Origin of the sequence: Pantoea sp. DY-15, from assembly GCF_019795935.1 — a bacterium.
GTDB lineage: Bacteria > Pseudomonadota > Gammaproteobacteria > Enterobacterales > Enterobacteriaceae > Pantoea > Pantoea leporis.
In genome coordinates, this window is sequence record NZ_JAIMIF010000001.1 from 1,282,377 (window position 1) to 1,303,888 (window position 21,512).

Sequence of the window (21,512 nt, forward strand, 5' to 3'; positions counted from 1 at the left end):
GCATGATTATCTATATTCTGCGTCGCGTGGTGCTGCTGCTGATCACCCTGTTTTTGCTGTCGCTGGTTAGCTTCAGTCTGAGCTACTTCACGCCAAACGCCCCGCTTGAAGGTGCGTCGCTGTTTGATGCTTGGTGGTTCTGGTTTAAGGGCTTGCTGCAGTTCGATTTTGGCGTCTCCAGCACCAACGGCCAGCCGATTGATCTTCAGCTGCGCGAAGTGTTTCCCGCCACGCTGGAGCTGTGCGTAATGGCATTTATTCTGGCGCTACTGGTGGGGATTCCGCTGGGAATTTGCGCCGGCGTGATGCGCAAAAAATGGCAGGATAAAGCCATTAGCGCACTGGCGCTGCTTGGCTTCTCGATGCCGGTATTCTGGCTGGCGCTGCTGTTTACACTGTTCTTCTCGTTAACGCTCGGCTGGTTGCCGGTGTCCGGACGTTTCGACCTGCTCTATCCGGTGCAAAACGTTACCGGCTTTGCGCTGATTGATGCCTGGCTGAGCCCGTCGCCGTGGCGTCATGAAATGCTGGTCAGCGCCTTAACGCACATGATTCTGCCGGTGGTCGTTCTCGCCGTTGCGCCTGCTACCGAAATGATCCGCTTACTGCGCAGCAGCACCAGCGATGTGATGGACAAAAACTACGTCAAAGCCGCCGCCACGCGCGGCCTGTCGCGCTTCACGGTGATCCGCCGCCACGTGCTGCACAATGCGCTGCCGCCGGTGATTCCGCGCCTTGGGCTGCAATTTTCCACCATGCTGACGCTGGCGATGATCACCGAGGTGGTGTTCAACTGGCCGGGCCTCGGCCGCTGGCTGATTAACGCCATTCGCCAGCAGGATTACGCGGCGATTTCCGCTGGCGTGATGGTGGTGGGCGGTCTGGTGATTCTGGTCAGCGTGTTATCCGATATTCTGGGTGCGGCGCTTAACCCGCTGAAACATAAGGAATGGTATGCCCTTAGATAATGTCTACGACGAGAAGCGGCTGCCCAGCACGCTGCGTCGCAGCTGGCAGCGCTTGTATCGTGATACCAGCGGCATGGTCGGCTTGTACGGCTTTGGCCTGCTACTGTTCCTGTGCCTGTTTGGCGGCCTGCTGGCGCCGTATGGCATCGATCAGCAATTCCTGGGTTATCAGTTGCTGCCGCCATCGTGGTCGCGCTACGGCGATGTCTCCTTTTTCCTCGGCACCGACGATTTAGGCCGTGATGTGCTGAGCCGCCTGCTAAGCGGCGTAGCGCCGACCGTCGGCTCGGCGATTCTGGTGACGGTGCTGGCGGCAATTTGTGCGCTGGTGCTTGGCGTGTTTGCCGGTATCACGCACGGCATGCGCTCGGCGGTGATGAATCACGTGCTGGATACCTTACTGTCGATTCCCTCGCTGCTGCTGGCGATTATCGTGGTGGCATTTCTCGGCCCGCGCCTGGAACACGCGATGCTGGCGGTGTTTCTCGCGCTGATCCCACGTCTGGTGCGCGAGATCTATACTGCTGTGCATGATGAGATGGAAAAAGAGTATGTGGTGGCGCTGCGTCTTGATGGCGCGCGCAACCTGAATATCTTGTGGAATGCGGTGCTGCCTAACGTGCTGCCGCTGCTGGTGAGCGAATTTACCCGCTCGCTGTCGATGGCGATTCTGGACATCGCCGCACTCGGTTTCCTCGATCTTGGCGCGCAGCTGCCCTCACCCGAATGGGGTGCGATGCTGGGTGACGCGCTGGAGCTGATCTACGTTGCGCCGTGGACGGTCATGCTGCCGGGCGTGGCGCTGATGGTCAGCGTGTTGATCGTTAACCTGCTGGGCGACGGCATTCGTCGCGCTGTAGAAGCGGGAGTTGAATAATGCCGCTACTGGATATCCGTAACCTGACCATCGAATTTATGACCGCTGACGGTCCGGTCAAAGCGGTTGATCGCATCAACCTGACGCTAAGCGAAGGCGAAATCCGCGGTTTGGTGGGTGAATCGGGTTCAGGCAAAAGCCTGATCGCCAAAGCAATTTGCGGCGTCACCAAAGATAACTGGCGCGTCACCGCCGATCGCATGGTGTTTGATGATATTGATCTGCTGCGCCTGTCACCGCGCGAACGCCGTCGGATTGTCGGCCATAACGTGTCGATGATTTTTCAGGAGCCGCAATCCTGTCTTGATCCGTCAGAAAGTATTGGTCGCCAGCTGATGCAGGCGATTCCGCGTTGGACGCACAAAGGCCGTTGGTATAAACGGCTGTGGTTCTGGCGCAAAGTGCGCGCCATTGAGCTGCTGCATCGCGTCGGCATCAAAGATCATAAAGACATCATGCGCAGTTTCCCGTATGAACTCACCGACGGCGAATGCCAGAAAGTGATGATCGCCATCGCGCTGGCCAATCAGCCGCGTTTGCTGATTGCCGATGAACCAACCAATGCGATGGAGCCGACCACGCAGGCGCAGATTTTCCGCCTGCTGAGCCGCCTCAATCAGAATAACAACACCACCATTTTGCTGATCAGCCACGATCTGCGCACCATGAGCCACTGGGCCGACCGCATTAATGTGATGTATTGCGGCCAGACGGTGGAGATCGCGCAGAGCGAAGAGTTAATGGATACGCCGCATCATCCTTACACGCAGGCGCTGATCCGGGCGATGCCCGATTTCGGTAGCGCGCTGCCGCACAAAAGCCGCCTCAACACGCTTTCTGGCGCGATTCCGTCGCTGGAACATCTGCCGATTGGCTGTCGTCTGGGGCCGCGCTGCCCGTATGCGCAGCGTAAGTGCATCGAAACACCGCGCCTGACCGGCAATAAAGCGCATCTGTTTGCTTGTCACTTCCCGCTGAATATGGAGAGCCAGTAAACATGGAAACGCTGCTGGAAGTGCGCAACCTGAGTAAAACCTACCGCTATCGCACCGGTTTGTTCCGTCGTCAGCACGTTGAGGCGGTGAAAGGCGTCAGTTTTACCCTGCGTGAAAAACAGACGCTGGCGGTGATTGGTGAAAACGGTTCGGGAAAATCGACGCTGGCAAAAATGCTCAGCGGCATGGTCGAGCCAAGCGAGGGCGAGATGCTGATTGACGATCATCCGCTGGAGTACGGTGATTATGGTTATCGCAGCCAGCGCATTCGCATGATTTTTCAGGATCCCTCAACCTCGCTGAATCCGCGCCAGCGCATCAGCCAGATACTCGATTTCCCGCTGCGCCTGAATACCGAGCTGGATGATGACGCGCGTGAAAAACGCATTATCGCCACGCTGCGTCAGGTCGGTTTGCTGCGCGACCACGCCGGATACTATCCGCACATGCTGGCGCCGGGCCAGAAGCAGCGCCTGGCGCTGGCGCGAGCGCTGATTCTGCAGCCAAAAGTGATCGTCGCCGATGAAGCCCTCGCCTCGCTGGATATGACCATGCGTTCACAGCTGGTGAACCTGATGCTGGAACTGCAGGAGAAGCACGGCATCGCCTATATTTATGTCACGCAGCATCTCGGCATGATGAAGCACATCAGCGATCAGGTGCTGGTGATGCATCAGGGCGAAGTGGTCGAGCGCGGCGGCACCGCCGATGTATTGGCCTCGCCGCTGCACGATCTCACCAAACGCCTGATCACCAGCCACTTTGGTGAAGCCTTAACCGCTGAAGCCTGGCGCCGCGAGCGTTAAGGCGCCGAAAACGCGGTGCGATTTACCGCATTTATAGAGACGTGCTAGACTTCGCACGAGATTAACGTCGGTCGCCTGTTTTTCAACCACCGCGACCGCCAACAACAATGACCAAAAGGATTACAGCTATGGGTTTTCTTTCCGGTAAGCGCATTCTGATTACTGGCGTTGCCAGTAAACTCTCAATCGCCTACGGTATTGCGCAGGCGATGCACAAACAGGGCGCAGAACTGGCTTTCACCTACCAGAACGACAAACTGAAAAGTCGTGTGGAAGAGTTTGCTAAAGATCTGGGTTCAGACATTGTTCTGCCATGCGATGTGGCTGAAGACGAGAGCATCACTGCGCTGTTCACCGAACTGGCAAAAACCTGGCCGAAATTTGACGGTTTCGTTCACTCCATCGGTTTCGCCCCTGGCGATCAGCTGGATGGCGACTACGTGAATGCCGTGACGCGTGAAGGCTTCAAAATCGCTCACGACATCAGCGCGTACAGCTTTGTGGCGATGGCGAAAGAGTGCCGTGCGATGCTGAACCCGAATTCCGCCCTGCTGACCTTGTCTTACCTGGGTGCAGAGCGCGCTATCCCGAACTACAACGTGATGGGTCTGGCGAAAGCCTCTCTGGAAGCTAACGTGCGCTACATGGCGAACGCGATGGGCCCAGAAGGCACGCGTGTTAACGCCGTTTCTGCTGGTCCAATCCGTACGCTGGCCGCGTCAGGCATCAAAGATTTCCGTAAAATGCTGGCGCACTGCGAAGCGGTTACCCCGATTCGTCGTACCGTTACCATCGAAGATGTGGGTAACTCAGCTGCATTCCTTTGCTCTGATCTGGCGGGTGGTATCACCGGTGAAGTGGTACACGTTGATGGCGGCTTCAGCATTGCCGCAATGAACGAGCTGGAACTGAAATAAGATTTCCCCAGGGTCGCCATTCATGGCGACCTCTCTATCAAAAAAATCCCCCCTTATACTCGTAAGCTATTAATTATTCCCCATCATTCTTTTGCCGTGGACAGCCGTTCAGCGACGATAAGCTAGCCCTTTGTTGCATGCCTGCTTTTCAGATTCGCACGCTGTGCAGCAAGTCCGTTTTTAGCGCAAGGAATGACCATGGAACAACGCCGTTCTCCCGGCCATGACCACTGGTTTTATGAAAGCCAGACTCGCCCGAATAGCACCGCCACTGCGCCGCTGGTGCCCGAAGCCGCCTATATCGACGATCGTTTCTTACTCGGTTTGCAACAGGAAGCGACCGCGTTACAGCCGCTGTTGTCGCGTTTTCAGCCTGCGTTATTGGCCGCGCGCGATCTCAGCCAGATTATGTTTCCCGATACGCTTGCCACCAGTTTGACCCACACCTTAACGCTGTACGATCGCCTCAGCACTGCGCTGACGGTGGCGCAGGTCGCAGGTGTGCAGCGCTTGTGCAATCACTACTCCGCCCGGCTCAATCCGTTGCCGGGTCCGGACTCGTCACGTGAAAGTAATAATCGCCTGACGCAAATCACCCAATATGCGCGTCAACTGGCGATGCAGCCGGAACTGATCACCGCCAGCAGCATCAGCGCGCTGGACGCGGTGGGCTTAACCGAGCCCGATATCGTCACGCTGAATCAACTGGTGGGATATGTCAGCTATCAGTCACGCGTGGTGGCATCGCTGCAGGCGATGATGGGCTTGCCGGTGCGCTGGATTCCGGGCGTAACACCGCCGCCGGACGCCAGCGCAGCGCTGTTTACCGGCAACGACGGCTGGCAGCACGCGTTGAAACCGGTTGAACTGCGCTATGCCAGCGCCGATCAACTGGCGGCGGTTACTTTCTGTCAGGGTATTGAGGGATTGGATGATGCCATTTGGCTGCTGGTGCACGATGCGCAAGCGCTGTATGGCTTCGCCACGCTAAAACAGCGGCTGAGTGAACATTTTGCCGGAGATGAAGCGTTGGCGCAGGCGGTTAGCGCGCGCGTGCTGGGTTGTCGACGTCAGTTTGATTTTGTTACCGATGAATGGCGTGCTGCACTGGTGCAGGATGTCGAAAGCGCTGGCGCAGCATCGCCGGTGATTTTACTCAGCGCCCAGCTCACTCGCCTGCCCGATCGCTTCAGCGCTGCGCATTTGCAGCCGCTGCTGAACGCGGGCTGGGGCAGCGAACGCATCTTCACACTGTTGCAAGCGGTGGCTTTCGCCAGCTGGCAGGATCGCTTGCTGATGGCGCTTGGCGAAACCCGTTAATCGGGCAGATGCCGCCGCGCTTCATCAAAGAAATGCTGAGCCAGCGGCGATGCTCTGCCCGGCTCGGCAATCACTAATGCCGCCTGCCGGCCCATCGGCGCCATCTCAATCGGCCGCCGCGCCAGATTCTGCATCAGCTCCGGCAACAGATGTCCGCATGGCGACACCATCACGCCCAAACCAACCTGCGCACTTTGCAGCAGTTGCATGATCGACGCGCTCTCAACAATCACACGTGGGATCAAGCCGGTTTCCCGCAGCTGCCCATCAAGATAGCGTCGAAAATAGCGCGTGGGTTCTGCCAGACACAGCGGCTGGCAGGCAAGCGTGGCGAGCGAGATGTTCTCTTGTTCCAGCAGCGCCGGAAAGTGCGCCGGATTGAACAGCGCCTCGACACCAGGATCTTTCAACAGCGCAGTTTGAAAATGCAGCTCGCGCAGTGACGTCAGTTCAAAAAAGCCGATACCGCCATCCACGGTGTGGCTGTTGAGCGCTTCCAGCAGTTGATCGGCGCTCATCGCGGCCACGCGATAATCCAGCTGTGGATAACGCGCTTCAACCGCTTTCAACAACGCAGGCAGCGCCACGCTGCACTGCGGCATAACGCCCAGCCGCAAGGTGCCGTTGACGCCATGCTTGAGCGACTCCACTTCCAGCTTCAATCCCTGATACACCGAAACAATTTCCCGCGCCCAGGTCAGCACGCGCTCGCCTTCCGGCGTAAAGCCATCGAAATTATTACTGCGGTTGATCAGCGACAGCCCTAATTCGCGTTCGAGGTTTTTCAGGCGCATCGATAGCGTCGGCTGGCTGACAAAGCTGACCTCTGCCGCGCGGCCAAAGTGGCGTTCGCGTTCAAGATTTGTCAGATAGATTAATTGTTTGATGTCCATGGAAAGCAGAATTGGCTGGAAAACAGCAGTGTATCATGGCGGTTGCCGCTGCGCTGCGTCCACGCGCAGCGGCCATTGTGTTACGCCACACCTAAGGCACTTTTTACGTCGTTGGCGATCTTCTCGACCTGCGGGCCGTAAATTACCTGGATATCGTGTTCGCTGACGCGATTGATGCCGTTCGCGCCGGTGGTCAGTAACGTTTGATCGACCACCTCATTCATCTGTTTGACCCGCACGCGCAGCCGGGTGAAGCAGCAATCGACGTCCTCTATATTGGCTTCACCGCCCAGCCCGCTGATGATCACTTTGGTGCGCTCATCCGCCGCCACCTGTTCGGGTTTGTGCTCCTCATCGGATTCCCGTCCCGGCGTTTCAACCCGCATCCGCGTGATGACAAAACGGAAGCCGTAGTAGTAAATCGGCACATAAATTACGCCGAGCACAATCGTCCACCACCAATGCGTTTTGCTGCCACCGAGAATGCCGAACACCACCAGATCGATGGCGCCGCCCTGCACGTTGCCAATCATCAAATGCAGCATCGACATCAACATAAATGACAGGCCGGTTAATAGCGCATGCAGGATATACAGCACCGGCGACACGAAGATGAAACAGAACTCCAGCGGCTCGGTGATGCCGGTGGTAAAGGAAGTCAGTGCACCGGCCAGCACCAGCGCTTTAACGCGCTGCTTATGCTCAGGGCGCGCGGTGTGGTAGATCGCCAGCGCGGCGGCTGGTAAGCCAAACATCATTACCGGAATTTTGCCCTGCGCGAGGAACTGCGTCGCGCCGCGCACCGTATCGTCCGGGATGGCGCCGGGATGCGTTAGCGAGGTGTTGAAGATGTTCAGCGCGCCGACGATGCTTTGTCCATCAACCGTTGCCATGCCGCCAATTGGCGTGAAGCGCACGGTTTCGTTGAGGATATGGTGCAAACCGGTGGGAATCAGTAAGCGTTCGCTGGTGCCAAGCAGGAAGGCGCCGTATTGCCCGCTTTTACCAATCATCAAACCCACCCACGCGATGCCTTCGCCGATGGTCGGCCAAATCAACGCCAGCAGCACGCCCACCAGCGGCAGCACCACCACGGTCACGATCGGCACAAAGCGGCGTCCACCAAAGAAGCTGATCGCCGTCGGCAGTTGCTGAGTGTAAAAACGGTTATGCAGCAGCACGGTAATCAATCCAGCAATCACGCCGCCCAGCACGCTCATGTTGTAAGTAAAGATGCCGAGCATGTCGATGTATTCGGCCGACGTCATCATCGCTGCGGTTTGATCCATACCCGCTTTCTGCAGCGCTTCTGGCGTGGTGGTAGCGGCCGTCAAACCTTTCGACGCCAGCGTGGAGCTGATTCCGACATTCATGGCGATATAGCCAATTACGGCGGCAAAGGCGGCGGTCGGTTTCTCCGCTTTCGCCAGCCCGATGGCACTGGCCACCGCAAAGAACAGCGGCAAATTGGCGAACAGCGCGCCCGCCACCTTGCGGATAAACCCGATAATCAGCTGTGGCACCTGCAGATTGGCGAAGGCATCGCCGGTGATGGCCGGATTTTGCATTGCGGCGGCCAGGCCAAGAAAGATCCCTGCGGCAGCAATCACCGAAATGGGCATCATTAAGGCTTTACCGAAGGCGTGAATTTGGCTTGCCAGATTCTTCATGCTGCGTGCCCTTTTCAGAATGGAAAGAGCAATTATTAGTCAGTTATCTCAGCAGCACGTAACTGCCGCCCCTTAACAGCCGGGGAAGTTTGACTTAGGTCACGCTTTGCGTGCGTTTCACGATAAACGCCGCCTATCGCACCATTAAACCAATCAATTAGACAACTTTTAAGGAGAGTCGCACACTTCCCGCTAACAGAAGACATATTCTGATAACAACTCATAAACAAATAAGCCTGCAACTATGAAATTTAAACGTAAGATTCAACCCTATCGCGCTGCTGCGGGCGGCTGGGGTTCATTGGAAGCCACCACCCGTTTCGTCCTTGATAGTAAAGCTGCCCTGAAGAACATGCGAAACCTGATGCGCATGAACAAAGCGCGCGGTTTCGACTGCCCAGGCTGCGCATGGGGCGATGACAACAAAAGCACCTTCAGCTTCTGTGAAAATGGGGCGAAAGCGGTGACGTGGGAAGCCACGCGTCGTGTGGTTGAGCCGGAGTTTTTTGCCCAGCACAGCGTCAGCACTCTTTACCAGCAGAGCGATTACTTCCTTGAGTATCAGGGACGCTTAACCCATCCGATGCGCTACAACAGCGCGACTGACCACTACGAACCCATCAGTTGGGACGATGCGTTAGCCTTGATTGCTCGCCACCTGCAGGCGATGGATCATCCAAATCAAATGGAGCTTTACACCTCCGGCCGCGCCAGTAATGAAGCTTCCTGGCTGTATCAGCTGTTTGGCCGCGTGATGGGCACCAACAACTTCCCCGACTGCTCCAACATGTGTCACGAAGCCAGCGGCACCGGCCTGAAGCGCAGCATCGGCGTGGGTAAAGGCACCATTCGTCTGGACGATTTTGATCACGCTGACGCGATTTTCGTGTTGGGTCAGAATCCGGGCACCAACCATCCGCGCATGCTGCACAGCCTGCGGCACGCGGCCGATCACGGCGCGAAAATCGTCACCTTTAACACGCTGCGCGAGCGCGGCCTCGAGCGTTTTGCCGATCCGCAAAAGCCGCTGGAGATTGTCACGTCGATGGCCGGCACCATCAGTTCCGCCTATTACCAACCTAATCTGGGCGGCGATATGGCAGCGGTGCGCGGCATGGTGAAAGCCCTGCTCGAGCTACAGCGTGCACGGTTGGCAGCCGGTGAAGAAGGCATTTTCGATCAGGCGTTTATCGATGCCAACACCCACGGTATTGACGCGTATCTTGCCGCCGTCGATAACACCCGCTGGGACGATATCGTGCGCCAATCTGGTCTGAGCGAAGTGCAGATTCGCGAAGCGGCGGCGATTTATCAAAGTGCTGAACGCGTGATTGTCACCTGGGCGATGGGCATTACCCAGCATAAACACTCGGTGGATACCGTTCGCGAGATCACCAACCTGCAGCTGCTGTTTGGTCAGTTGGGCAAGAAAGGCGCAGGCCTGTGTCCGGTACGCGGCCACAGTAATGTGCAGGGCAACCGCACCATGGGCATCGATGAGAAACCGGGCAAGCCGTTCCTTGATGCCCTCGGCGCGCACTTTGATTTCGAGCCTCCACGCGAGCACGGTCACAACACCGTTGAAGCGCTGAACGCGATGCTGCGTGATGAAGTGAAAGTGCTGATTGCGCTGGGCGGCAACCTCGCGGCGGCCGCACCGGATTCACCGGTCACTGAAGAAGCGTTGCAGCATTGCGGTTTGACCGTGCACATCAGCACCAAACTCAATCGCAGCCATTTGGTGCCGGGCCACGAAGGGCTGATTCTGCCGACGCTGGGCCGTACCGAACGCGATCGCCAGGCAAGCGGCAATCAGTACATCACCGTGGAAGACTCGTTCAGCATGGTGCACGCTTCAGAAGGCGTCGGCATTCCCCTGGCAGAGACGCAGCGTTCTGAAACCGCGATTGTGGCTGGCATCGCCCATGCGACGCTAGGCAGCGATAAAATCGACTGGCTGGCGATGGCAGGCAATTACGATCTGATTCGCGATCACATCGCCGCCACTATTCCGGGCTTTGCTGATTTCAATAACAAGTGCGACATTCCGGGCGGTTTCTACCTGGGTAGCGCTGCTGCCGAGCTGCGCTTCAATACGCCGAGCAAACGCGCCGAGTTTAGCGCCGCCGCCCTGCCAACTTCGCTGTTCCCGCAGTTAGGCGATGTCGCGGTGCCGTTCACGCTGCAAACGCTGCGTTCACACGATCAGTACAACACCACGATTTACGGCCTCGATGACCGTTATCGTGGCGTGTACGGTCAGCGCGAAGTGGTGTTTATCCATCCGGATGATATGACGTCGTTGGGCTTCACTGAAGGCCAGTTGGTGGATATCGAGACGCTGTGGAATGACGGTTTAACCCGTCGCGTCAGCGGTTTCAAGCTGGTGCCCTACAACATTCCGCGCGGTAACCTCGCGGCGTATTATCCGGAAACCAACCCGCTGGTGCCGCTCTCGAGTTTTGGCGACGGCAGCGGTACGCCGACCTCAAAATCGGTGCCGGTGAAGCTGGCATTAAGCGCCGCCACACCGTCACAACGTATCGCCTGACCAAAGCGTTATCAGAAGGTAAAAAGCCGCGTAAAGCGGCTTTTAAGCCTGTTTTGGCCTTGCCGCGCGGACCCGATTCGCGTAAAACTGTCAGCCGCTCTTAGGCCACGAAACTAGATAAATTATGTTCCAGGATAACCCGCTGCTCGCGCAGCTTAAAGAGAAGCTTCACGCGCAGACTCCGCGCGTCGAAGGTGTTGTTAAAGGTACGGAAAAAGGCTTTGGCTTCCTCGAAGTTGATGCCCAGAAAAGCTACTTCATTCCGCCACCGCAAATGAAGAAAGTGATGCACGGCGACCGTATTACGGCCGTGATCCACACCGATAAAGACCGCGAGAGTGCCGAGCCGGAAACCCTGGTTGAGCCGTTCCTGACCCGTTTTGTCGGCCGCGTGCAGAAGAAAGACGATCGCCTGTCGATTGTGCCGGATCATCCGCTGCTGAAAGAGGCGATTCAGTGCCGCGCCGAACGTGGCGTGACTCACGATTTCCAGACCGGCGATTGGACGGTAGCAGAGATGCGTCGTCACCCGCTGAAAGGCGATCGCGGTTTCTATGCTGAACTGACCGAATTCATTGTCACTGCGGACGATCACCTCGCGCCGTGGTGGGTAACGTTGTCGCGCCATAACCTCGAACGTCAGGCTCCGGACGTCGGTTTTGGTGAGATGCTCGACGAAAATCTGCAGCGTGAAGATTTGACCGCACTGAACTTCGTCACCATCGACAGCGCCAGCACCCAGGATATGGATGATGCGCTGTACGTGGAAGAAGCTGCCGACGGCAATCTGATTCTGACCATCGCCATCGCCGATCCGACCGCTTATGTGCCGGAAGGCAGCGAGCTGGATAAGCTGGCGTCGAAACGCGCGTTCACCAACTATCTGCCGGGCTTCAACATTCCGATGCTGCCGCGCGAACTCTCTGACGACATCTGTTCCCTGCGTCCGAACGAGCGCCGTCCCGCGCTGGCTTGTCGCGTTACCGTGCTGAAAGATGGCAGCCTGGCTGATGACGTGCATTTCTTTGCTGCGTGGATCGAGTCGAAAGCCAAGCTGGTTTATGACGAAGTTTCTGATTGGCTGGAAAACAGCGGCAGCTGGCAGCCTGAAAACGACGCCATTGCTCAGCAGATTCGCCTGCTGCATCAGGTTTGCCTGGCGCGCAGCGAATGGCGTCAAACCCACGCGCTGGTGTTTAAAGATCGTCCAGACTACCGCTTTGTGTTGGGCGAGAAAGGTGAAGTACTGGATATCATCTCTGAGCCACGTCGCATCGCGAACCGCATCGTTGAAGAGTCGATGATTCTGGCTAACGTCTGTGCCGCGAAAGTGCTGCAGGAGAAGCTGGGCTTCGGTATCTATAACCTGCACACCGGTTTCGATCTGGCCAATGCTGAGCAGGCCGCTGGCGTGCTGGCAGGGCATGGCATCACCGTGGATCCGCAGGCGATTACCACGCTGGAAGGCTTCCGCCAGCTGCGTCGTCAACTCGATGCGCAGCCAACCCAGTATCTGGATAGCCGCATTCGTCGCTTCCAGTCGTTTGCAGAAGTCGGCACCGAGCCGGGCCCGCACTTTGGTCTTGGACTCGAAGCCTACGCGACCTGGACTTCGCCGATTCGTAAGTTCGGCGACATGATCAACCATCGCTTGCTGAAGGCGATCGTGCGCGGTGAAAGCACTGGCCGTCCGCAGGATGAGCTGACCACCATCATGAGCGAACGTCGTCGCCTGAACCGCATGGCCGAGCGCGATGTTGGGGACTGGTTATATGCCCGCTTCCTTGCACCGTTTGCCGCTACCGATCGTAAGTTCAGCGCCGAGATCATCGACGTGTCTCGCGGCGGCATGCGCGTTCGTCTGCTGGAGAATGGCGCGGTAGCCTTCATTCCTGCGCCGTTCATCCACGCGGTGCGTGATGAGCTGGTGTGCTCGCAGGAAAGCGGCACCGTGCAGATAAAAGGTGAAGTCGCTTACCGTGTCACTGACATCATCGACGTGACCATCGCCGAAGTGCGTATGGAAACCCGCAGCGTGGTCGCGCGTCCGGCCGCCTGAGCATGAAAACTCGCGGGATAACAGCCGTTATCCCGCATTTCTCTCCGCCCGCTTTAGCAAATGTTAAATTTGCTTTCCGCTTCACATTTCTAATGCCTTTGTCTGTCGTTAACAATTCATTACATTACTTTTAACTTGTTGTATTCGATCGCCTCTTTTCCCGGTCCCTACAAGGAGTTAACTCATGAACAACGTCAAAACCAGTCTCATCTGGTTAGCGGTGGCGTTAATTGGCGCGGGCGCATTTGCCATGCTGGCCCTCAGCCGTGGCGAACACGTCAACGCGGTGTGGCTGGTGATTGCCTCCGTCGCCTGCTACAGCATTGCCTATCGCTTTTACAGCCTGTTTATCGCCAAGCGTATTTTCGAACTGGACGATCGTCGTCGCACGCCGGCGGAGCGCTTAAGTGACGGCCTCGATTATGTGCCTACCAATAAATGGGTGCTGTTCGGCCACCATTTTGCGGCGATTGCCGGTGCGGGCCCGCTGGTCGGTCCGATCCTTGCGGCGCAAATGGGCTTCCTGCCTGGCACCATCTGGATTTTGGTTGGCGTGATGTTTGCTGGTGCGGTGCAGGATTTCCTGATCCTGTTTATCTCAACGCGTCGTGATGGCCGCTCGCTGGGTGAGATGGCGCGTCAGGAGCTAGGCTCGTTCGCTGGCGTGGTCACCATGCTCGGCGCACTGGGCGTGATGATCATCATCCTCTCCGCGCTGGCTCTGGTGGTGGTGAAGGCGCTGGCCAACAGTCCGTGGGGCTTGTTCACCATTGCCGCAACCATTCCGATTGCCTTGTTTATGGGCGTGTATATGCGCTTCCTGCGTCCGGGAAAAATCGCGGAAGTGTCGATCATTGGCTTCGTGCTGATGATGGCGGCGATTATTTACGGCGGCAATGTAGCGGCTGATCCCTATTGGGGCCCGCTGTTCACGCTGAAAGGCACCGAGCTGACGTGGGTGCTGGTGATCTACGGGTTTGTCGCCTCTTCGCTGCCGGTGTGGCTGCTGCTGGCGCCGCGTGATTATCTCTCCACCTTCCTGAAAATTGGCGTGATCATCGGTCTGGCCATCGGCATCGTGTTTGCCATGCCCGAGATGAAGATGCCCGCAGTGACCAAATTTATTGATGGCACCGGGCCGGTCTTCTCCGGTGCGCTGTTCCCGTTCCTGTTTATCACCATCGCCTGTGGCGCCATTTCAGGTTTCCATGCGCTGGTTTCCAGCGGTACCACGCCGAAACTGGTGGAGCGCGAAAGTCATATCCGCTTTATCGGCTACGGCGCGATGCTGATGGAATCCTTTGTGGCAATCATGGCGCTGATCTGTGCCTCGGTGCTCGATCCGGGCGTCTACTTCGCCATGAACTCCCCTGCCGCGCTGATTGGCACCACGGTGGAAAATGCGTCGCAGGTGATTAATGGCTGGGGGTTCGTGGTGACGCCCGAGATGCTGAGCGGCATTGCGCGCGACGTCGGCGAAAGCACCATTCTTTCGCGTGCTGGTGGTGCACCAACCTTTGCGGTCGGCATGGCGCATATCATTACCGAAGTGTTTAACAGCCGCGCCATGATGGCGTTCTGGTATCACTTCGCCATCTTGTTTGAAGCGCTGTTTATCCTGACCGCTGTGGATGCCGGCACCCGCGCCTGTCGCTTTATGGTGCAGGATCTGGTGGGCACCGTGGTACCGTCGATGGCGAATAACCGTTCATGGTTGGGCAACATGGCGGGAACCACCGTCGCGGTGGCGGGCTGGGGCTTCTTTGTGTATCAGGGCGTGGTCGATCCGCTCGGCGGCATCAATACGCTGTGGCCGCTGTTTGGTATCGGCAACCAGATGCTGGCGTCAATGGCGCTGATTCTCGGCACCGTGGTGTTGTTCAAAATGAAGAAGCAGCGTTATGCGTGGGTGACAATTGTTCCAACCGCCTGGCTGTTTATTACCTCGATGACCGCGGGCTGGCAGAAGATTTTCCACGAAAAACCTTCGATTGGTTTCCTGGCGCAGGCCAACAAGTTCCGCAAAGGCATTGATGACGGCATCGTCATCGCCCCGGCGAAGAGTGTCGCTGACATGCAAACCATCGTCTTCAGCAATCAAATTAACGCGGCCCTGTGCGCCTTCTTCATGCTGGTGGCGGTGACCATGCTGGTGGCGGCCTTCTTCGTGATTCGTCGGGCGCTCAACAGCACGGTGCCAACCACCCATGAATCTGAGATCTCACTGCGCAAAGAGGTGCGAAATGTCTGAGTTCATTTATCACTGGAGAAAACCCACCGGGGCGTGGCACATTCAGCAGTGCTTACCAATCGCACCCGCCACGGCTGGGCAAAATCTTACGCGCTGGCAGCGCATCTGGCAGGGATTGCAGCAAAGTTTTCGTTTAATGGTCGGCGTTCATGACTATCAAACTTATCTGAAGCATATGCGCGAACATCATCCAACCATCGCCCCCATGGATGAGCGTGCTTTTCACCGTCACTGCCTCGATGCCCGCTTTCCCAGCCAGGCCGGAAAACTGGGTAAGTGCCCTTGCTAACAGAGATCAGCCCCGCTTGTCGGGGCTTTTTCGTGCCATTCTTTAATAAAAACAAAAATATATTTGGATTGCATCTTGTGCTGACGCAGGAGGTTGAATACTGTTGCTAAAATAATGAGATACCGCCCGCTGAGCATTCCCCCGGAGGAAGTTTCCATGACCGATGAACAAGGGCAAACATTGCTATATACCTTGTTTGGCACCACCAGCCCTCATTGGCGTTTAACTTCAGATAGTGATGCTCTGCATTTTGCCGAAGATGAGAACGCGAACACCAATATGGCGGTTCCGCTGACTCCCGCACAGGCCAGTTTATTACGTGCGATGACGGTCATTACCTCAAGTATTAACCTCACGCTGTCGCTGCATGGCGAACCCGTTCCGATGCATTTTGTCGGCCGTAAAGTCAATCAATCTACCTGGGCTGGCACCTCTTCAGCCTGGGGCGATACGTCGTCTGTCGCGCGCGATTTGACGCTGGGTTTATCCTTCGCCGAGCAAGTGGTTTCTGAGGCGAATTCCGTCATCGTGATCCTCGATCAACGCGGCAATATCCAGCGTTTCAACCGTTTGAGTGAAGAGTACACCGGGCTGAAAGAGCAGGAAGTGATTGGCCGCAACGTCTTCCAGCTGTTTATGACCAAGCAGGAAGCGCAGGCATCACGCCGTAATATCGCCGGTTTCTTCCGTGAAGGCAGTTCTTACGAAGTTGAACGCTGGATAAAAACCCGTAAAGGCCAGCGACTGTTTCTGTTTCGTAATAAGTTCGTTCACAGCGGTAGCGGAAAAAATGAAATTTTCCTCATCTGTTCCGGAACCGACATAACCGAAGAACGCCGCGCTCAGGAACGTCTGCGCGTGCTGGCCAATACCGATACCGTCACCGGCTTACCCAATCGCAACGCGATCCATCAGCAGATTAGTCTGGCACTGGAGCTGGCGAATGGCAGTCAAACTGGCGTGGTGTACCTCGATTTAGACAATTTTAAGAAGGTGAACGACGCTTACGGCCATATGTTTGGCGATCAGCTGCTGCAAGCGGTGTCGTTAGCCATCCTCAGCTGCCTTGGCAAAGACCAGACGCTGGCGCGCCTTGGCGGCGATGAGTTTGTTGTGCTGGCGGAACACACCAGCCAGGCAGCGCTGGAAGCGATGGCGTCGCGCATTCTTGAGCGGCTGCGTCAGCCGTTCCGCATTGGCCTGATTGAGGTTTACAGCGGCTGCTCGATTGGTATCGCCCTCGCCCCGCTGCATGGCGAAGATCGCGAAAGCCTGATTCGTAACGCCGATACCGCGATGTATCACGCCAAAGAGAATGGGCGCGGCAAGTTCTGCGTGTTCGCTAACGAGATGAATCAGCGCGTGTTTGAGTATCTGTGGCTCGATACCAACCTGCGTAAAGCGCTCGAGCTGGATCATCTGGTGGTGCATTATCAACCAAAGCTCAATGCCGAGGGCGAGGTTCTGAGCGCCGAGGCGCTGGTGCGCTGGAACTCGCCGGAGCGCGGTCTGGTGCCGCCGGGCGACTTTATCTCCTACGCCGAAGAGTCCGGTTTGATTGTGCCCTTGGGCCGCTGGGTGATGCTCAACGTGCTGCAGCAGATCATTAAGTGGCGCAGCGAAGGCATCTTTCTGCGCGTCGCGGTTAACGTCTCGGCTAAGCAGCTGATCGACCAGAGCATTTACACCGATCTGAAACAGGCATTGAATGAAGCCGGTTTGACCGATTGTCCGATTGATATCGAACTGACGGAAAGCTGTCTGATTGAGAATGAAGCCGGTGCGCTGATGCTGATGAAACAGTTCCAGGAGCTGGGTGCGCAAGTGCATCTCGATGACTTTGGTACCGGTTACTCCTCACTTTCTCAACTGGCGCGCGTCCCGATTGATGCCATTAAGCTGGATCAGAGCTTTGTACGTAATATCAACAAACAACCCGTGGCGCAGTCGCTGGTGCGTGCGATTGTCGCGGTGGCCAAAGCCCTGAAGCTGCAGGTGATTGCCGAGGGCATTGAAACCAAAGCCGAAGAGAAGTTTGTTATGGCCAACGGTGTTGATGGGCGTCAAGGTTATTATTATGCAAAACCAATGCCCGCAGAACAGCTCGGGCATTGGCTGGCTAAGCATCCTGCCCGCGTTTAACGCTGGTCTGCGAGATTAGCCGGCTTTGCGCAAGGATGCGCTATGACGGTTCTGCAGTTGTACCAGTCGTTCCATGTAAGCAATGTCTTTAGGTTCCAGTGTGAAGGCATAATCGACCCAGTCCTCCGTGATATCCATTAGCTCAGCGCGTGATAACTGCAATACGCGTTGACGCGCTTTCAGCATTGCCCGCACGCCGTTCAGTTTTGGACGTAACGTATCGATGAAGGTGCGTGTGGTGCGATAACCATCGCCCGGCTGGAACACCTTGTCGACCAATCCACGCGTTTCATACCATTCCGCGCTATGTGACTCACCTTCCATAATCAGCTCTTCGGCCAGCTTCATGCCAGACCGACGCGCCACTAACGAGTAGCCGCCCATACCCGGGAACAGGTTGAATGCGATCTCCGGGAAACCCATGCGCGCGCTGTTCTGCGCCAGAATGAAGTGATGTGCCAGCGCCGCTTCAAAGCCGCCGCCGAGCGCACTGCCCTCAATCATTGCCAGCGTAACCGCACCGGTATCGAAACCTCGCGCTGCGGAGTGGATGCAGTCGACACAGGCACGCGCATAAGCGCGCAGTGCTTCACGACGGTTATTGCGAATGCATTCCACGAAGAAACGCAAATCGCCTCCGGCGTTAAACATCTGTGGCACTAACGAACCCGTCACCCAAAAATCAATCGGCAGACCGGAACGCTGAGCGGAATAGCTCAGGTTCATGATCTCCTCGATTAATTCGTGGTTAAAACTCGGACGGGGTTGCGCACGCAGCATCATCCACATGGTGCGGCGGCCCTCTTCATAGTAGGCCGCGAGCTGTGTGGTTTGTCCAACTTCGGTGAACAGTCTGCATGTTGGTTGGTTAATTACTGTCATTGTCTCATCCTCTGTTTATGTTTATGTAGTGCGTTAAACGCCACATCAGCGTAATCCAGAGTGAGGCCAGACCAAATGAGAGATTGATTTATAAAGCAAAATCCAGAGATATCCCCGACCAGCGGCCGGGGAAGCATTAGCGGGCTTACTTGATGGCAGCGCGTTGCCCCACAGCAACATGAGAACGCTTAACGCGTCGTGAATAAACCGCGGTGATGATGGGGACAATGACGGAGGTGACAATGACCGAAGTGGCGACTAACGCCGTTGCGGCGGGTGCTACCGGTTTAAACTGTGGCAGCATCTCGGCGATCAACACTGGCGTGGCTACGGCTGCGCCTGCAGTGCTGGATGCCGCGATCCCCGCTGTACCATCGCCACCGCCAATCAGTCGATCGGCAATAATCAGCGGAATGCCGGTGACAATGATCACTGCGACACCCAGCATAATGCCCAGCAGGCCAGTTTGCGCGATGACGGTCAAATCAATGGTATTACCCAACGCGAAAGCAAAGAACGGAATCAGCGTGTGAACCGCTTTGCCAAAGAACTCGCGCAGTTCGGGATCGAGATTACCCAACGCGAACCCGACGATAAACGGCAGTACCGCGCCAACGAAGACATGTGGCTCAAACGACGCAATGCCTGCGGTGCCGAGAATCACCATCGTCATCAGCGGCCCGGACTCCAGCGACATCAAGACAAACGCACCGGCCTCTTCTTTCGAACCGTATTGCTGCATGATGGATGCGTATAAACCGCCATTGGTCATATCCATCGCCGCTACTAAAGCCAGCGTCGAGAGACCGGCAAACATGCCCACTTCCACGCCATTTTCCGGCATCACACGTGAAGCAATCGCCGCGACCACCCACGCCACCGCAATCTTGGTGAGCACGAGCGTGCCCGATTTACGCAGTACTGTGCCGGTGGCGCTGAGTTTGATAGATGCGCCCATGCAGAAGAACCACACCGCAAGAATCGGGACGGTGCCGGTCATCAACCCATTGGTGAACGAACCAAAGTATTTACCTGCGCCCGGAGAGAACGTATGGCACAGCGCGCCCAAAAACAGCGGAATCAGCATCATGCCGCCAGGAATTTTATCGATTGCACGTTTGATATGCATAAAGGTGTCACCTTAACTGAGCCAGAGGGAGGTGTTTTTATGAATTGCCAGATGGCATGGCGAGCAAGATAACGATTGGCAGAAAGGAAAAAAGTGATCGCAAATGCATTTATGAAACGCTGTTTTATTTTTATTGATTGATCATTTTGTATTTATGACGTGAATCGCCATACCAGATGATTGGAAGTTAAAAGAGAGGAGCCGGGAGGCGTTTTTGCTCAAAGGATGGATTATCTTTGCGGGCGCTGACACATCTGCCCTTTTCAACAACTCGCACTGAAGCTTATGAGCAGGCCGGGGGCGCTTTTGTGCCGGCAATCCGCAGCGCTGAACGAAGCGAGGAGGCCAGGAGAGCCCGCAGGACGCGGGCGAAAGGCGGAGCCGGGACAAGGACGTCCCGTCTCCGCCGGTCCGTCAGGCAGACGAACGAAGTGAAGGTACCGCGTAAGCGGCGCGAGGACCACCGGACCAAAAGTGCCCCCGGCCTGCGCGCTCACCATTAGCTTAATTAACTGGCATTACGTCAGCAGGCGTATATGTTTCAGAATTGACTTTAATTCTGCCCATACCAGGCATTTTTACCGTGCTTACGCAGGTAGTGCAGATCAAGCAAAGTTTGCGAAATCGGCGGTAACTCAGTGCGCAGCTGCTCGGTATGCAATGCCATATAGGCCACCTCTTCTAATACCACCGCGCTGTGTACTGCAGCATGCGCGTCTTTACCCCAGGCAAACGGGCCGTGGGAGTTCACCAGCACGGCGGGGATTGCCGTTGGTTCAATTCCGCGCTGCGCAAAAGTTTCAATGATCACTTGGCCGGTATTCCACTCGTATCCCTGCTCAATCTCTTCGCGGTTCATCTGCCGCGTGCAGGGAATGGTGCCGTAAAAATCATCGGCGTGCGTGGTGCCTAACGCGATGATTTCACGTCCAGCCTGAGCCCAAATGGTGGCATGGCGCGAGTGCGTATGCACGATGCCGCCGATCTCTGGCCAGGCGAGATAGAGCGCGCGGTGGGTGGCGGTATCCGAAGATGGGCGCATTTTCCCTTCTATCACCTCGCCGCTGGCGAGATCGACGACCACCATATCGTCGCGCTGCATCTGCTCGTACTTCACACCCGACGGCTTGATCACCAGTAAACCCCGATCGCGGTCCACCGCACTGACGTTGCCCCAGGTAAAGGTGACCAGGTTGTAACGGGGTAAATCGAGATTGGCTTCCAGCACCTGCTGCTTTAACGCTTCCAGCATCTTTTTTCTCCTGCGAACTGTGATAGCTGAATTGTGCGGAGCAGGGAGAAAAAGCGTTATGGATGGAACGGCTGTAAAAGCTGCGGAAAGTGGCTAAGGCGTTAAATGTGTGGCGCGGGTTGGTTTTGATGATTAAACAAGAAGTGGCTTGCAAACTCGCATTTTAGGACCGTTTTACCCTGCCGAGTGCGGTGTAACATCTATACTTATATGGTTACCACGGTGTTAACAATCAAGGAGAAGTTAATGACTACAACAATGAAACGTCTTACTGCTGCCGTATTGGCAACAACACTAGTTGTCGCGCTGAGCGGCTGCTCTAACTGGTCTAAACGCGACCGTAATACCGCAATCGGTGCGGGTGCGGGTGCCATTGGTGGTTCAGTGCTGACCAACGGTAGCGGACTTGGTACCGTTGGTGGCGCAGCTGTCGGCGGCATCATCGGCCACCAGATCAGCAAATAAATTATAATTATCAGGCTACGCAGCGCATCTACTTAACAACGGGCCA

The 21,512-nt window shown here is 56.3% G+C and carries 17 protein-coding genes; 12 read left to right on the forward strand and 5 right to left on the reverse strand.

Annotation, left to right across the window (positions count from 1 at the left end; genetic code table 11):
- Window positions 1-2 precede the first annotated feature (2 nt).
- The 6 genes from sapB (at window position 3) to K5Y32_RS06140 (ending at window position 5,883) form a co-directional block, all read left to right on the forward strand.
- Window positions 3-968: a putrescine export ABC transporter permease SapB gene (sapB, locus tag K5Y32_RS06115; RefSeq protein WP_101764290.1), complete on the forward strand. Its 966-nt coding sequence runs from the start codon at window positions 3-5 to the stop codon at window positions 966-968.
- Window positions 955-1,845 (forward strand): putrescine export ABC transporter permease SapC, encoded by an 891-nt coding sequence (gene sapC, locus K5Y32_RS06120; protein ID WP_101764289.1) that lies wholly within the window; start codon window positions 955-957, stop codon window positions 1,843-1,845. The genes sapB and sapC overlap by 14 nt, the downstream gene beginning before the upstream one ends.
- Window positions 1,845-2,840 carry a putrescine export ABC transporter ATP-binding protein SapD gene (gene sapD, locus K5Y32_RS06125; protein WP_222182225.1) on the forward strand — a complete coding sequence of 332 codons (996 nt, stop codon included), beginning with the start codon at window positions 1,845-1,847 and terminating at the stop codon, window positions 2,838-2,840. Before sapC ends, sapD begins: the two co-directional genes overlap by 1 nt.
- 2 nt (window positions 2,841-2,842) lie before the next feature.
- A complete protein-coding gene (gene sapF / locus K5Y32_RS06130) occupies window positions 2,843-3,646 on the forward strand; it encodes a putrescine export ABC transporter ATP-binding protein SapF (protein WP_110866235.1) in 804 nt (267 codons plus the stop codon).
- 128 nt (window positions 3,647-3,774) lie between these two features.
- Window positions 3,775-4,563 carry an enoyl-ACP reductase FabI gene (gene fabI / locus K5Y32_RS06135; protein ID WP_007892455.1) on the forward strand — a complete coding sequence of 263 codons (789 nt, stop codon included), beginning with the start codon at window positions 3,775-3,777 and terminating at the stop codon, window positions 4,561-4,563.
- Between the two features lie 198 nt (window positions 4,564-4,761).
- Window positions 4,762-5,883 (forward strand): oxidoreductase, encoded by a 1,122-nt coding sequence (locus tag K5Y32_RS06140; RefSeq protein WP_222182227.1) that lies wholly within the window; start codon window positions 4,762-4,764, stop codon window positions 5,881-5,883.
- Here the strand turns inward: K5Y32_RS06140 and K5Y32_RS06145 are convergent.
- Together K5Y32_RS06145 and K5Y32_RS06150 are read right to left on the reverse strand one after the other, a co-directional pair.
- Window positions 5,880-6,776, reverse strand: coding sequence for a LysR family transcriptional regulator (locus K5Y32_RS06145; RefSeq protein ID WP_110866237.1), 897 nt, complete (start codon window positions 6,774-6,776; stop codon window positions 5,880-5,882). The genes K5Y32_RS06140 and K5Y32_RS06145 overlap by 4 nt on opposite strands.
- Window positions 6,777-6,856: 80 nt before the next feature.
- Window positions 6,857-8,446, reverse strand: a complete 1,590-nt coding sequence (locus tag K5Y32_RS06150; protein ID WP_222182229.1) for a PTS transporter subunit EIIC — start codon at window positions 8,444-8,446, stop codon at window positions 6,857-6,859.
- A 244-nt stretch (window positions 8,447-8,690) separates the two neighbouring features.
- On the opposite strand from K5Y32_RS06150, the gene K5Y32_RS06155 reads away from it, so the two are divergent.
- The 5 genes from K5Y32_RS06155 to pdeR all read left to right on the forward strand — a co-directional run bounded on the left by K5Y32_RS06155 (window position 8,691) and on the right by pdeR (window position 17,738).
- The gene (locus K5Y32_RS06155) at window positions 8,691-10,997 is read left to right on the forward strand and encodes an FdhF/YdeP family oxidoreductase (RefSeq protein WP_222182230.1); all 2,307 of its coding nucleotides are present in this window, start codon (window positions 8,691-8,693) and stop codon (window positions 10,995-10,997) included.
- Window positions 10,998-11,121: 124 nt separating this feature from the next.
- Window positions 11,122-13,056 (forward strand): exoribonuclease II, encoded by a 1,935-nt coding sequence (locus tag K5Y32_RS06160; RefSeq protein WP_222182232.1) that lies wholly within the window; start codon window positions 11,122-11,124, stop codon window positions 13,054-13,056.
- Window positions 13,057-13,240: 184 nt separating this feature from the next.
- On the forward strand, window positions 13,241-15,307 hold the full coding sequence (locus K5Y32_RS06165; protein ID WP_110866240.1) for a carbon starvation CstA family protein: 2,067 nt from the start codon (window positions 13,241-13,243) through the stop codon (window positions 15,305-15,307).
- Entirely contained in the window at window positions 15,300-15,596 is a 297-nt protein-coding gene (locus K5Y32_RS06170) for a YbdD/YjiX family protein (RefSeq protein WP_222182234.1), read from the forward strand. The genes K5Y32_RS06165 and K5Y32_RS06170 overlap by 8 nt, the downstream gene beginning before the upstream one ends.
- Before the next feature lie 156 nt (window positions 15,597-15,752).
- A complete protein-coding gene (pdeR, locus tag K5Y32_RS06175) occupies window positions 15,753-17,738 on the forward strand; it encodes a cyclic di-GMP phosphodiesterase (RefSeq protein ID WP_222182236.1) in 1,986 nt (661 codons plus the stop codon).
- Between the two features lie 15 nt (window positions 17,739-17,753).
- Here pdeR and K5Y32_RS06180 read toward each other — a convergent pair whose 3' ends face one another.
- The 3 genes from K5Y32_RS06180 to araD all read right to left on the reverse strand — a co-directional run bounded on the left by K5Y32_RS06180 (window position 17,754) and on the right by araD (window position 21,001).
- Window positions 17,754-18,620 carry a crotonase/enoyl-CoA hydratase family protein gene (locus K5Y32_RS06180; protein ID WP_007892438.1) on the reverse strand — a complete coding sequence of 289 codons (867 nt, stop codon included), beginning with the start codon at window positions 18,618-18,620 and terminating at the stop codon, window positions 17,754-17,756.
- 145 nt (window positions 18,621-18,765) lie between these two features.
- Entirely contained in the window at window positions 18,766-19,749 is a 984-nt protein-coding gene (gene kdgT / locus K5Y32_RS06185) for a 2-keto-3-deoxygluconate transporter (protein WP_007892437.1), read from the reverse strand.
- Between the two features lie 553 nt (window positions 19,750-20,302).
- Window positions 20,303-21,001 (reverse strand): L-ribulose-5-phosphate 4-epimerase, encoded by a 699-nt coding sequence (araD, locus tag K5Y32_RS06190; RefSeq protein ID WP_222182237.1) that lies wholly within the window; start codon window positions 20,999-21,001, stop codon window positions 20,303-20,305.
- A 246-nt stretch (window positions 21,002-21,247) separates the two neighbouring features.
- Here araD and osmB point away from each other — a divergent pair, with 246 nt between their 5' ends.
- Window positions 21,248-21,466: an osmotically-inducible lipoprotein OsmB gene (gene osmB, locus K5Y32_RS06195; RefSeq protein ID WP_008106509.1), complete on the forward strand. Its 219-nt coding sequence runs from the start codon at window positions 21,248-21,250 to the stop codon at window positions 21,464-21,466.
- Window positions 21,467-21,512: the final 46 nt, after the last annotated feature.